Consider the following 12,205-nt stretch of genomic DNA (forward strand, 5'->3'; position numbering starts at 1 on the left):
TGGGCGTGTCGGCGTTAAATTCTATCAGCTTGATCGGCTTGCCGTCCAGCCCGCCCGCGAAATCGAAGCGCCCGTATAGGTGCCAGTGCACCTCGTTTTCCCAGCTTTGTTTGATCAGATCTACGAGGTTGAAGGGGATGCCGAGCTCGTGGAAAAGGTTATTGTCGATGACGTGCTGTGCGGCTGCGACAAACATCTCGTATAGCTCGTTAGCCGCTTCGTAATACGCATCGGCCTCCGCAGCGCTCACGCGCACGATCTCGTCGCTGACGTAAGGCGTCTCGTCTGCGTCCGTGTGCCAGTAAAAGCCGAGCTTTTCGAGATATTCGTTGCTTAATGGCGTTATCTTTTTTAGTTGCATTTTTATCCTTTTTTTAAAATTTTAACTCATTTGCGCCGCGATCTTTGCGGCCTTTGTTAGTTTTGATACGCATACGGCTTCGCGTAAATTTAAAGCGCGCACGGCACGCGGCAAAATTTAATCAGCGTAGATCATGCGCGGCGATTGCGCGTAAATTTTAGCCGCACGAAAAGATGCTCGCGGCTAAATTAAACGGCACGCAGACGCTGTGGATCGTGCGCGACAGAAGCGGTAAAATTTAGCTGAGCTTTACCGCGCGTTTTTGCAAAACCCACGTCAAATCAATGCCAAATTTGGCGCAAATTTTAAAATTCTACGCGCCAAATTTAACTCGCCTCGCAAAGCCGCCGTATATTTCAAAGCGCGCTTAGCCGCCGAAAAATCCGCCGCTTTTGCCGCTCTTGCTTCCGCCGAAAAATCCGCTCTTGCCGCTTCGCGCTTTGGCATTTTGCTGTTTTGCTTGATTGAAGCTATCGACGCTTCTGGAGTAGGCGCTCGGGCTTTTGTAGGCGGTTTGGCGCTGGCTTTGATAGGCGGGGTTGTTAAACAGCTTGCCGCCGATCCACGAGCCGATGATGGCGCCCGCGGCGCTTGCCAAGATCGCTTCGCCCAGGCTCATGCCGCCGCTGCTAAGCTGCGCGTTTTGGTTCGTTAAATTTGAAGTGCCGGCGTCGATTTTAGCGTTTTCTTCGGCTAGAAGGGCTTTAGTCTCCTCATCGCTTAAAATTCTCTCCGTGCCGTCGAGCGATTTTAGGATGATCTGGGTTTTTTCGCTCGGAAATTCCTCTAAAATTTTATATTTTCCCGGCGCGACCTCTTCGAGTCGCACGAGCGCGCCTTCTTGCAGACGGACGTTTTGCTCCTGCCCCCTATCGTCGCAGCCCGCTAACGAGCCCGCCATAACGAGCCCGAAGCCGCTTACCAGCGCATAGCTAGCGATTTTGCGTAGTTTCATTTAGATCCTTTCAGTGATTTTATATCTAAGCTTTGATTTATCAAAAGCTCGTTTCCCTCGACGCGGATAAACTCGCTCTTGCCGATGTTTTCGATGATTAGGCTTTGCGCTTTGAGGCGCTTTTTGCGTTTGAGCGATTTTACGAATTTTGCAAGGCTCGTCCATTCGCTACGATCGAAGGTTTTTTCTTTGATTTCGACATCGTAGGGTTTGGCTTCGCGGCTTTTGCTCGAAAGCAGCGGTTTGTCGAAAAACGACAAAAAATACCTGAGTTTCTCGTCGCGCTCTTTATACATCAACTTGATTTCATCTTTCGAGGCGATTAAAATTTCCTCTTTTTCTTTGTGAAGTCTGTCCTTATCGCTTTGCAGTGCTTCGATTTTACCTTTTAGCTCGGAGATTTCTTTGATGAGATAGTCGATGAAGCTTTGAGTGCCCGCCCCGCCGCCAGTACGCGTGCTTTTTGCAGAGCCTTGCGAAGCGGGCTCACTTTGTTGCATTTCATCATCTAAAAGCACGTAGCGCACGCCGCCGCTTTCCTCGGCGCGCAAGGAATTTCTGCGGATGCGGTTATAGACGGCTTCTTTTGAAATTCCTAAAATTTCGGCTGCTTCGCCGATCGAGACTTTTTTCATACAAAGATGCCTTTTAGCGTTTTAGGTAATTATTGCTAAATTTGCCTAAAATAGGCATTAAACGCTTCGTTTACAAAGATAGATTCCGCTTTACCGCAGCCGGCGCGCGATAAAATTTCGCTCGCTTGCGCCCGCACGATATAAAATTTCGCTTCGCTTGCAAAGCCGCGTAAAATTATTTTTTGCTGAGGTTTTAAAATTTTAGCCCAATAATGTTGCTTAATTAAGTATATTTTTTATACACTTACAAAAAATTTTAGTATTTCAAAGGAGGCGAAATGCCCGAATCGCCTAAATATAAAAAATCCGAAATTCGCTGTAAGCTCATTTTAGACGCGGCGCTGGAGCTGTTTTTAGCCAAAGGTTACGAGGCTACGAGCTTAAGCGATATCATCGAGCTTAGCGGCGGCTCGCTATCGTCGGTTTATAAGTATTTTGATAACAAAGAAAGCCTATTTTTGCGCATCATCGAACTGCAAAGTAAAAAGCTCGACGAACGAATGAACGAGCGCATGCGAATCAATAAAGACCTAAAATTGCGTGAGTATCTGCGAGAGTTTGCAGGGATTTATCTGGAGTTTCTTTTCGCTCCGGAGGCGATAAAATTCTACCGACTGATACTTTTCAGCGGCTTTAACGGTGCACTTAGCGAGAGCCCAAAAATCTTTTTAAAAAGCGGTGTGCTAGGTTCACCGAATGCGCTAGATGAGTATTTGGCGGCGCATTCGGACGAGTTTGCGCCCGGACGTACGGCAAAAAGCCTAGCACTATATTTTTGCTTTTTACTTAGAGAGCCGCATTTTAGCAGGCTGCTATTTTTCGACGAAAAGCTAAATTTCAAAGCGAGCGAGCTAATCAAGGACCGCATCGATATGTTTTTGCTTGGCGTAAAAAAGCGCTAATGGCGGAATTTTACGGCGTAAATTCCGCGTTTTTCGCACCTTTAAATTTTATGAGCGGTTTGGGACTTGGATTTTGTAGCTTGGATTCTATCCGTTACCAAGCGCTATAAAATGCCACGTATCCCGCGCTTAAAATTTTAATTCTATCGGCGCAGAATTTTTAAAACAATTAGAGCCAAAATTTTATTTTCCGCATTAAATTCCGTGCTGCAGTTAAAATTTCATCGTGGAATTTCGCGCCACTTGCCTGCGCCTTTAAATTTGCGCCACGCAGATTTTAAATTTAATAAAACCTCTTATAATCCCGCGAAATTTTAGATCAAAAGGATAAAAAATGGATTATGATATCATCGTAATAGGCTTTGGCAAGGCGGGCAAAACCCTTGCCGCAAAATCCGCCGCGCTCGGTAAAAAGGTCGCCCTCATCGAGCGCTCACCGCAGATGTACGGCGGCACCTGCATCAACGTAGGCTGCATCCCAACCAAGCGGCTAGTTACGGCGAGCAAGGAAGCAGGCTTCGTAAATTTCAGCGTGCTCGGAGAGTATTTCGTGCTGAGCATGCAGAAAAAGGACGAGCTCGTAGAGGCACTGAGGGCGAAAAATTTAGCAATGCTAAAGGGAAGCCCGAATATCGATGTAATCGACGGCGAAGGCTCATTTACGAGCGCAGATTCCGTGCGCGTGCTAAGTCCTGACGGACAAACGCGTGAAATTTCGGCAGAAACGATCGTCGTAAATACGGGCTCGAGGGAGGTCGAGCCTAGCTTTGAGGTAAGCTCGCAGATCGCTTATAGCAGCGAAGAAATTTTAAATTTAAAGATCCTCCCGAAGCATCTAGTAATCATCGGCGGCGGATTTATCGGGCTTGAGTTTGCTTCGATGTTTGCGGGATTCGGTTCGAAAGTCAGCGTGCTGATGCGATCAAAATTTATGAAAAACGAGGATGAGGACGTGGCCGCCAGCGTCAAATCCGCTCTGCAGGCCCAGGGCGTGGAGATTATCGAGGACTGCGAGTTTTTGAGTTTAAATGATAGAGAGCTAAAATTTAACCTCGCGGGCGAGAGCAGGCTGATCGCGGCGGATGCGTTTTTATACGCCCTTGGGCGTCGCGCGAATACGGGCGAGCTAAATTTAGCAGCTGCGGGGGTGCAGACGGACGCGCGTGGCAATATCATCACGAATGAGCATCTGCAAAGCTCGACTGCTGGCATCTACGCAGCAGGCGACGTGCGCGGCGGCGAGATGTTTACTTACACGAGCCTAGACGATTTTAGGATCATTTTTAACGCGCTTTTCAGAGACGGCGCGCGCACTACGAAAAACCGCGCGCCGCATGCAAGTGTGCTGTTTACCCGTACGCCGCTAGCTCGCATCGGCCTTAGCGAGAGGCAGGCAAGAGAGAGTGGGCGCGAGATCAAGGTATTGAAGCTTTCGATGGCGGCTGTGCCCGGCGCCAAGGTCGTAGCGCACGACGAGGGAATGATGAAGGCGGTCGTGGATGCGGCTAGCGGCGAAATTTTAGGCGCGGCGCTTCACTGCGTAAACGCGCACGAGATCGTTAATGAGCTGGCGATCGCTATGGCACTGGGCGCGAAGGCAGACTTTTTCAAAAATCAAATTTTTACGCATCCTAGCATTAGCGAGGCGCTGAACGATCTTTTCGGACAGTTTTAAATTTTAAACCTTTTGGCGTTTAAAGCTTTGATAACAAGCGGCACTCGGGCTTGGCGATGCCTGGGCGCCCTAGCTAGGCAATGTCCTACCCCAAGCGCCCGGAACAAATCGATCGTGAAATTTAATGCGCAGGGGCGGGTCAAATTTAGACTGGGTTAAATAATTTGAGTCCTTGCCATCAGCGTCTTTCTTGGTCGCTATAGCTTAGTACGTATCGCTTCATCCGCCGCTTGTAAAAAATAATTTCTAGGTTATCTTGGAATTGTTTTGAAAGAGCTGTGTGTAAAATTCTGTTAGCACCTATCGCGTTTTATTGTTTAGAATTTTAAAAATTTATACTTTATGGATAGGCTCAAAATTTTATTAATCCCCAAATATCAAATAGGCTAAATTTTTACTCAAATTCCCATACGCAACTATCCAATATTCTCGTATGATGTTTTTTATTTGCAAGTTGTCGTTCAGAAAGTCTGCAAATATTTTAACCCTATCTTTGTCTACTGTGCCTAGCTCCTCATCCTCTTTCTCAAACGAGGCGACAATTAAATGCGACAGAGCAATCTTATCGTGGAAATTTAATGTCTTGTCTTTTAGTAAATTTAGCATTGACGTAATTTTGCCGATATCTGCTAATTCTAGCTCCCAATCTTGCTCATTTCCCGTCGAATCTAACCCCAAAAGCTTATTTAATTTTATCGCGCCTTCTTTTCTTACGAAATAATCGGTCATTTTATTATCCTTTATATATGTTTTCACCGCGATACTCAGCCGACCGCGCTATCCAGCAGTTTCCTAGAATTTTGCAAAGCCCACACGAAATTTTCGAGCTCTACGCAGTCTTTTAATACAAATCCAAAATTTAACAAACCAACCAATAGGGCGCCACCCTCTTTTATGACGCGAGCTATTACATTTCCTTTATGCTCTATACTCACTTTATTTTCATATCTTGTAAATTTAAAGATATTTTTCGAGCATCTTCCGTTTCTTTTTGAAAATTTCTCAAACTGCTCCGCAAAATTCGGTCTTTGATTCCCATCTTTTAGCCATAATCCCCCAGCATATAGCGCCCATATAAGCTCGTAAAAATTGATATTATGCCGAGTCTCGGTAGCAGCGACTAAAAGCTTATTCGTTTCATGGTTGATCTCTATTAAAGCCTCTCTGTCCATATGCCAAATCTCGGCTACTACTTTTTCTCTATCCGGCACGGAGGCAATTAAAAATTCAAATTCATTTTCTATCATATTAAAATCCTATTTTTTGTTTTTTACTACCTAATTTAATTTGAATGTTCTATCGTTCGAGCCTAAATCGTATTTATCCCATTCTTTTATGACATCTTGAGCTATACTTTTTACGCGGAATTCCTGCCCTACTAAAATAAGCATCTATTTTCTCCATAATTCTATTAAATCATCATATCTAAATCAAATTCCTATCCATATCAAATATTTTGGGATAGTTTTTGTAGTTGATTTCGATGTAGTCGCCTTTTTTAAATTTTGTAGCTCGCGTCGATAAAACCTCTAAAACTACAAATTCAAATCCAAAAAATAGCTCATCCCATCCATCTTCTCCTTCTTCGAGACCTGGATCGCAGCATCCTTCAAAGTCGTCATAAAATCTGACTTTGTATATATTATTTTCATCAAACTCAATGATAAACTCTCTTTTGTTTAGTTCATATATATTTCTCGCCAAATTTTTCATAATATCGCGTTCGTTGTCTGAAAATCTTAACAAAAAATTCTCGTAAATTTCCTTTCCGCTTAGCATCGCGCTCCTTTCTACGGTCTAGCAAAGATTTGTCCGCTTGAGCCTTTTAATCGGCTTCTTGGTTATTATATTTCGCACTCTCGATCTTTGCAAGCGTTAATTTTGCCAAAGGATTGATAAGCTTAGCGATGCAATATTTATTATCGCATGTAATCACGCTTTGGCGCTTATCTGCTTTCATTGCATTAGAGCAATTCGGGCACATTACATAGCCTTCGCCCAAATCAATGCCAATCGGAAAATCTAGCCCTCTCTGCTCTTTCAAAAATCTAAAAAATTCCTCTTTTGAAATTTTGATATTAGAAAATAATCGAAAAATTTCTTCTGCCTTTTGCCTTATCTCGCCTTCTTTAAAAAATACGTTAGGAGCCTTTTTAAAATCTTCATCAAGCTCAGAAAATCTACCCGTCATCATATCCAATTCTTTTAATGCCTGCTCTTCCGCTTTATTGGTTGCGCAATATTGCGATTCCAAATCATACATCTTATAAAATTCATCGCAAAACAGCTCTATATCGCACCAATCGTATATGAATCCAGCTATTAAATAATACAATTCTTCATTTTGCTGCATATTTCGCCTCATTTTAAATTTTATCGCTATTTTTATTATTTACGCCTTTTAGAATTTCACGTAATAGATCGTTTTCGGCGGCATTTTTCTCATCTAATATTGATACGCCCATAGTTGTTGGAGTAATCTTGGATAAAAATAGATTTACAAGCTCTGTTTTTTCATCGATTCCGTATGACAATGTAACTATATCCAATAAATCGTGCCGCTCTATAAAGCTATCAAAGATATCATCTAATTGCGACGCTTTCTCTGCATAAAATCCGTTGTGATATTGCTAAAGATATCTATCTTATCCATAAAGTGCGATCCGATAAGCGAATATATATCCGAGCCGCTTTTGGACAAAGAGTCAAGCTCACAAATAGAGCCGATATTTTTGTAATTTAGCATTTTATTTCTCGCTTCCTTGCTTTTTTATCGTCTTTAGCCACTCTTTTTCAAATTTATAATATCTTTCAAGCTTTTTATTCTTTTCCGTTTGATTCCACTTTTCTATCTCGGCATAATCTTGTAGTTCGCCTCCGCACTTAGGGCAAACGCCCCTATCTTTAACGTCCGAAAAATTATAAAATTTACTTCTCATATTTTTAAAATTTTACCGTAATTTTCCTGTAAAATTTTACTTAAATTTGGCTTCAGTCGTTTAAAATTTTATCTCTTTAAAATTTAAATTTCAGCTGTCGCCTGGCGTTTGAAATTTCGCCATTTTTTAAAATACGCGCCTTAAACGCCGCTTTAAAATTTACGCAGACGCGAGCAGGCGAGGAGTCGCTGCGATAAATTTAAAGTCAAATTTTATTTCTAGCCATTTTTTAATTTGTTTCTTATTTTTAATATATGAAAATCCCGCCCCGTTTCATTCGTAAATTTGAAACGTATCTTAAAAACAAGGAAAGCCGATGAGTGAAAGAAATTTACAAATTTTAGGTTGGGCGGGCACATGCCTGTCGGTCATCATGTACGTATCCTATGTGCCGAATATAATGGCAAATTTAGACGGCAACAAAGTCCCGTTTCTCCAGCCGCTAGCAGCTGCGGTAAACTGCACGATATAGCTTAGCTACGGGCTGCTAAAGCCTAAAAAGGACTATCTGCTCGCCGCAGCGAATTTCCCGGGGATCATCTTTGGGCTGCTAACCGCAATAACGGCGCTTTAAACCGTGCTTTTAGCGGCTTGATAAATTTCAAAATCGCCCGCGCCGAATTCAAGTTCGCCGAATTTAAATAACTTTTATACAAAATTTGATAAGCTTATTTCGGTCAAAATTTTATCTTTAAAAGGACGAAAAATGAAAAAGGTCATCACTTGCGTCGATCAAAATGCGCTTGCCCCGGCGGTTAGAGATTACGGAATTTACGTCGCTAAAACCTTGGGTGCCGAGCTCGTGTTTATTCACGTGGTTGAAATCCCGGAGCTTGGCGAGAATTTTTATGGGCTAGCCGCAGGCGGGATCGTCCTAGGAGAGAATGATATCCTTGCAAATAGCTACGGAAGTCCCACACTAGGCGGCGTGGATGCGGAGAAAGACCACGAAGAAGCTGAAGCGATGCTGGATGAATATATCTGCGCCGCGACTGCTGCGGGTGTGAAGGCGAGTAAGATCATTAAAGATGGCGATTTCATCGACGTTATCGCCGAGTACAAGGACGAAGCTGAAATTTTTGTACTCGGTATCAAGGGCTCAAATAACGAGGACGTAGGCTTTAACGCAAGCGTGCTGATAAAGGAGCTTCACGTGCCGTCACTGCTCGTGAATAAGGAATTTTCACCGATTAACTCCGTGCTCATCGCGTTTGACGGCACTGACGCGGCGAAACGCACGCTTGAGTTTATAAAAAGCTCGAAGCTTCTTGCGAGTGCACATAAGCATGTCTTGCACATCAATGCGGGTGCCGCAGAGGGCGAGCGGATTCTGGATCTGGCGCGCGAAATTTTAGGCACTCAAAACGCCACTTTCAAATGCATCCAAGCGGAAGTGCCCGCCGATGAGATCATCAAATATCGCCGCGCTAATAACCTCGATCTGATCGCTACCGGCGCCTTTACGAAGGGATTTTTCAAAAAGCTCTTTTTAGGCAGCGTCTCCGAGGATATCTTGCACAATGCGCTTGTACCGGTGCTAGTGTTATCGTAATCGCAAGACCAAACACCGATAAACGCTAAATTCCGTCGCTTACGTTATTTTAAGGCGGCGGAATTTTAGAATTTTAAATTTTTCAATCCTTCGTTTTTCAAATTCATATACTTTTTAAAATTCATAGAAATTTTGCTTGAAAATTCGTCAATATATCTTATTAAATTCCGTTAAATTAGTAATTGCATATAAAATTTTATGATTTAGTTTATTAAAAATTTTATTATTATTTAAGAGGAATTGTAAGATAATCCCGCTAGTAAATTGATATAGATTATAAAATCTAAAAAGGATTTTTATGAAAAAGGGTAAAATTTTACTTTCTTTTGCGCTACTTTGCTCACCGTTTTGGCTTACTGCGGCGCAAAATAGCGGCACTTCTCAAAACTCGTCCGCCGCAAGCTCTACCTCTAAAATTTCGTCGTCGCAAAGCTCGCGTGCAGCCGCCGTATCACGGAGCTCCACGCCACTTGCTTTAAATTTAGCTTCTAATAGTGCAGCTCCGCAAAGCTCTGCGCAAAAGCCTGGAAGCCCTACCACTGTAAATTCCGCGCCGCAGGGCAACGCCGTCGTAAGCTCCGCTACTAAAGGCATTGCACAAAATTCCACGTCGCAAAGCAATAGCGCGGCAAATTCTACGCTGCAGGGTTCAGACGGCGATAATCTCGGCACCATAAACGTCACGGGCAAGGCCGATCTGTCCACTACCGAGGGCACGGGCTCTTATACGACGGGCAATATGAGCACTGCGACGGGGCTAAATTTAAGCATAAGAGAAACGCCGCAATCCATAAGCGTCATCTCCAATCAGCTTTTAAAAGATCTGAGCTTGCACAACGCCGAAGAGGCTCTTTCAAAATACGCCACCGGCATTTCGCTAAATAACGACGCGGGCGGCAATCGCATCGTCTCGCGTGGCTTTTATGTCGATAATATCCAAGAAGACGGCATCGCAAGCTCGGTTTCTAGCTCCGTGTTCGGGCCGCTGGGCTCATCGAAGGAATTTACCGATTTGGAATTCTACGATCGCGTCGAGGTTCTGCGCGGCGTAGCGGGCCTTACGCAAAGCAACGGCGAGCCCGGCGGCACGATAAATTTAATCCGAAAGCGCCCGAGCGATCAGTTTGGCTTTAACGCAAGTCTAAGCGGCGGTAGCTGGGATAATTATCGCGGTATGATCGACGTAACGGATACGGTAAATCAAAGCGGTACGGCACGCGCGCGGTTGATCGGAATTTTAAGTAAAACGGGCTCGTTTAAGGACTATCCGCGCAACGGCTATCGCAAAGGCGTCGGCGTTTCGACGGAATTTGACGTGGCCGATAAGACGCTTCTTAGCGCGGGATTTTTGTGGCAAAAAACCGTCGGGGTATATGATATTTACGGCGTGCCCGTTTTAGATAATCATGGAAATTTACTAAATTTACCGCGCAGAAGTTACTTCGGCTCAAACTGGGATAAGAGCGAATATAAAAAATTTAACGTCTACAGCGAGCTCTCGCACGAATTTAGCGATGATCTAAAAGCCTATGCGAGGCTCAATTATACCGATAGCGACAGCATGTTAAAATTCGGAGCGCTCGGCGGGGCAGATCCTTACAACGGCACTACGTCGCATACGGTGCGATATAGAATTTACGATAACGACTCCAAAGAGATCGGGTTTCAAACGGGGCTAGACGGCAAATTCGAAGCATTCGGGCAGAAGCACGACTTTTTCTTAAACGGCTCGCTTAGCAACGAAAAGCTTAATTGGCGCGAGACTAGAACGAGGGATTCGTCTCTGGCGTCGCTGGGGATGAATATTTATAATTGGGACCGCTCAAGGATCGCTCAGCCCGATTGGAGCAGTGCTGCTACATTTAAAGACAGAAGCTCCACTACCATAAAGCAGCGCGCGATCTCGCTCGGGACTAGATTAAACTTAACAGGCGATTTTCACTTTTTGCTCGGCGGACGCTTTTCGAAGGTAACCTATAGCAGGTATTATTATAATATTTTGCGCGGTACGGCTTCGCATAGCGCAAGCCCGAGCAAATCGGATTTCACGCCGTATGCGGGAGTGGTCTGGGATTTTGCGGATAATTTTTCGTGGTACGCAAGCTATGCCGAAATTTTTAAGCCGCAAGCCGCGCGCGATAAAGACGGTAAAATTTTAGATCCCGTCGTCGGCTATAATTTAGAAACCGGCGTGAAGGGAGAATTTTTTGACGGCGCACTTAATACGAATGTCGCGCTATTTCAGATCATTCAGAAAAATAGGGCGATGAGCGATCCTCTTAATACGAACTACTCCATCGCCGAGGGCAAAGTGCGAAGCCGCGGCGTGGATGCCGAGGTGCAAGGCTCGCTCACTGAGAATTGGAAATTATTCGCAGGATATACTTTCAACCGCAGCGTCTATTTAAAGACGGAAAGAACCTCCGCAGCGGTCGATTATAGCAAGGGCGCAAACGCCAAACGCTACATTCCGAAGCATCTGTTTAAGCTCTATACGAACTATGAAATTCCGCTCGGCGAAAATCGTAAGGTTACTTTGGGCGCCGGCATGCGCTATCAGAGCAAAACCGCTTCGATATATCGCGAAAACGTTGCGTATTACGCCGCGCCGCAAAAGGCTTACACGCTGTGGGACGCAAATGTCGGCTATCATTTTGACAAGCACTTTAGCGTAAATTTTGCGGTTAAAAACATTACGGATAAGAAGTATTTTCAAAATACGCAAAATCGCGTCGCGGGGATGAATAATTACTACGGCGAGCCGCGGAATTTTATGCTAACGCTTAATTATACATATTAGGCGCGGATGAAATTTGCGCTTATGCGAACTCGGACTGACCGAACTCTAACGCGGCCTTGGATAAATTCCGCGCTTTATAAGAGCGCGGATGAGGCGGGCGCAGAGGCGCGAGACTAGGCTTTGTCGCAAGTAGCACGTAGCGAGGCGGGTAAATTTAAACGAAGCCGCGGGATTAAAATTTAGCTCGCGATTTGGTTGATTAACGATTGATTGGCGCGGGCGATTGCAGGCGATGCGGGCGAGGGCGATAAATTTAATCTCGCGATTTAATCCCGCGATCTCGCTGCAACCGGCGCTAAATTTTAAAATTTAAAGAGAAAATTTGAAAACACTAAAGCAATTTTTTGAAATTCTACGTCCGCACTGGTTCGGCAAGGGCGCGGCGA

15 protein-coding genes are annotated in these 12,205 nt (G+C 44.5%); 5 read left to right on the forward strand and 10 right to left on the reverse strand.

Going from position 1 to position 12,205, the window contains the following annotated elements; genetic code table 11:
• The 3 genes from Q0369_RS03145 to Q0369_RS03155 all read right to left on the reverse strand — a co-directional run.
• A partial coding sequence (locus Q0369_RS03145) for a glutathionylspermidine synthase family protein (RefSeq protein ID WP_298095847.1) occupies positions 1-361 on the reverse strand: 361 nt, incomplete at its 3' end.
• 367 nt (positions 362-728) lie between these two features.
• Positions 729-1,316: a UPF0323 family lipoprotein gene (locus tag Q0369_RS03150; protein ID WP_297996142.1), complete on the reverse strand. Its 588-nt coding sequence runs from the start codon at positions 1,314-1,316 to the stop codon at positions 729-731.
• Positions 1,313-1,951, reverse strand: coding sequence for a helix-turn-helix domain-containing protein (locus Q0369_RS03155; RefSeq protein ID WP_295150452.1), 639 nt, complete (start codon positions 1,949-1,951; stop codon positions 1,313-1,315). The genes Q0369_RS03150 and Q0369_RS03155 overlap by 4 nt, the downstream gene beginning before the upstream one ends.
• A gap of 278 nt (positions 1,952-2,229) precedes the next feature.
• Between Q0369_RS03155 and Q0369_RS03160 the strand changes: the two genes are divergently transcribed.
• The gene (locus Q0369_RS03160) at positions 2,230-2,853 is read left to right on the forward strand and encodes a TetR/AcrR family transcriptional regulator (protein ID WP_298095850.1); all 624 of its coding nucleotides are present in this window, start codon (positions 2,230-2,232) and stop codon (positions 2,851-2,853) included.
• Positions 2,854-3,187: 334 nt separating this feature from the next.
• Positions 3,188-4,528, forward strand: a complete 1,341-nt coding sequence (locus tag Q0369_RS03165; RefSeq protein WP_298095855.1) for an FAD-dependent oxidoreductase — start codon at positions 3,188-3,190, stop codon at positions 4,526-4,528.
• Between the two features lie 363 nt (positions 4,529-4,891).
• Here Q0369_RS03165 and Q0369_RS03170 read toward each other — a convergent pair whose 3' ends face one another.
• The 7 genes from Q0369_RS03170 to Q0369_RS03200 form a co-directional block, all read right to left on the reverse strand.
• Positions 4,892-5,257 carry a hypothetical protein gene (locus Q0369_RS03170; protein WP_298095858.1) on the reverse strand — a complete coding sequence of 122 codons (366 nt, stop codon included), beginning with the start codon at positions 5,255-5,257 and terminating at the stop codon, positions 4,892-4,894.
• A gap of 35 nt (positions 5,258-5,292) precedes the next feature.
• On the reverse strand, positions 5,293-5,775 hold the full coding sequence (locus tag Q0369_RS03175) for a hypothetical protein (protein ID WP_298095861.1): 483 nt from the start codon (positions 5,773-5,775) through the stop codon (positions 5,293-5,295).
• 178 nt (positions 5,776-5,953) lie between these two features.
• A complete protein-coding gene (locus Q0369_RS03180) occupies positions 5,954-6,307 on the reverse strand; it encodes a hypothetical protein (RefSeq protein WP_298095864.1) in 354 nt (117 codons plus the stop codon).
• A 46-nt stretch (positions 6,308-6,353) separates the two neighbouring features.
• Positions 6,354-6,881, reverse strand: coding sequence for a hypothetical protein (locus Q0369_RS03185; RefSeq protein WP_298095867.1), 528 nt, complete (start codon positions 6,879-6,881; stop codon positions 6,354-6,356).
• A gap of 13 nt (positions 6,882-6,894) precedes the next feature.
• The gene (locus tag Q0369_RS03190; RefSeq protein WP_298095870.1) at positions 6,895-7,077 is read right to left on the reverse strand and encodes a hypothetical protein; all 183 of its coding nucleotides are present in this window, start codon (positions 7,075-7,077) and stop codon (positions 6,895-6,897) included.
• A 38-nt stretch (positions 7,078-7,115) separates the two neighbouring features.
• Positions 7,116-7,274, reverse strand: a complete 159-nt coding sequence (locus Q0369_RS03195) for a hypothetical protein (RefSeq protein ID WP_298095873.1) — start codon at positions 7,272-7,274, stop codon at positions 7,116-7,118.
• A 1-nt stretch (position 7,275) separates the two neighbouring features.
• Positions 7,276-7,467, reverse strand: coding sequence for a hypothetical protein (locus tag Q0369_RS03200; protein ID WP_298095877.1), 192 nt, complete (start codon positions 7,465-7,467; stop codon positions 7,276-7,278).
• Between the two features lie 316 nt (positions 7,468-7,783).
• On the opposite strand from Q0369_RS03200, the gene Q0369_RS03205 reads away from it, so the two are divergent.
• The 3 genes from Q0369_RS03205 (at position 7,784) to Q0369_RS03215 (ending at position 11,819) form a co-directional block, all read left to right on the forward strand.
• A complete protein-coding gene (locus Q0369_RS03205; RefSeq protein ID WP_297901051.1) occupies positions 7,784-7,939 on the forward strand; it encodes a hypothetical protein in 156 nt (51 codons plus the stop codon).
• Positions 7,940-8,173: 234 nt separating this feature from the next.
• On the forward strand, positions 8,174-9,019 hold the full coding sequence (locus tag Q0369_RS03210; RefSeq protein ID WP_298095881.1) for a universal stress protein: 846 nt from the start codon (positions 8,174-8,176) through the stop codon (positions 9,017-9,019).
• Between the two features lie 298 nt (positions 9,020-9,317).
• The gene (locus tag Q0369_RS03215; RefSeq protein ID WP_298095884.1) at positions 9,318-11,819 is read left to right on the forward strand and encodes a TonB-dependent siderophore receptor; all 2,502 of its coding nucleotides are present in this window, start codon (positions 9,318-9,320) and stop codon (positions 11,817-11,819) included.
• The last annotated feature ends 386 nt before the right edge of the window (positions 11,820-12,205 follow it).

Origin of the sequence: uncultured Campylobacter sp. (assembly GCF_938030685.1) — a bacterium.
Taxonomy (GTDB): domain Bacteria; phylum Campylobacterota; class Campylobacteria; order Campylobacterales; family Campylobacteraceae; genus Campylobacter_B.

Bases quoted from the DNA above. Each gene is read 5' to 3' on its own strand.
- Q0369_RS03175 (WP_298095861.1), bottom strand. From the start codon at position 5,775: ATGATAGAAAATGAATTTGAATTTTTAATTGCCTCCGTGCCGGATAGA.
- Q0369_RS03205 (WP_297901051.1), top strand. From the start codon at position 7,784: ATGAGTGAAAGAAATTTACAAATTTTAGGTTGGGCGGGCACATGCCTG.
- Q0369_RS03150 (WP_297996142.1), bottom strand. From the start codon at position 1,316: ATGAAACTACGCAAAATCGCTAGCTATGCGCTGGTAAGCGGCTTCGGG.
- Q0369_RS03210 (WP_298095881.1), top strand. From the start codon at position 8,174: ATGAAAAAGGTCATCACTTGCGTCGATCAAAATGCGCTTGCCCCGGCG.
- Q0369_RS03195 (WP_298095873.1), bottom strand. From the start codon at position 7,274: ATGCTAAATTACAAAAATATCGGCTCTATTTGTGAGCTTGACTCTTTG.
- Q0369_RS03200 (WP_298095877.1), bottom strand. From the start codon at position 7,467: ATGAGAAGTAAATTTTATAATTTTTCGGACGTTAAAGATAGGGGCGTT.
- Q0369_RS03185 (WP_298095867.1), bottom strand. From the start codon at position 6,881: ATGCAGCAAAATGAAGAATTGTATTATTTAATAGCTGGATTCATATAC.
- Q0369_RS03180 (WP_298095864.1), bottom strand. From the start codon at position 6,307: ATGCTAAGCGGAAAGGAAATTTACGAGAATTTTTTGTTAAGATTTTCA.
- Q0369_RS03170 (WP_298095858.1), bottom strand. From the start codon at position 5,257: ATGACCGATTATTTCGTAAGAAAAGAAGGCGCGATAAAATTAAATAAG.
- Q0369_RS03160 (WP_298095850.1), top strand. From the start codon at position 2,230: ATGCCCGAATCGCCTAAATATAAAAAATCCGAAATTCGCTGTAAGCTC.
- Q0369_RS03215 (WP_298095884.1), top strand. From the start codon at position 9,318: ATGAAAAAGGGTAAAATTTTACTTTCTTTTGCGCTACTTTGCTCACCG.
- Q0369_RS03165 (WP_298095855.1), top strand. From the start codon at position 3,188: ATGGATTATGATATCATCGTAATAGGCTTTGGCAAGGCGGGCAAAACC.
- Q0369_RS03155 (WP_295150452.1), bottom strand. From the start codon at position 1,951: ATGAAAAAAGTCTCGATCGGCGAAGCAGCCGAAATTTTAGGAATTTCA.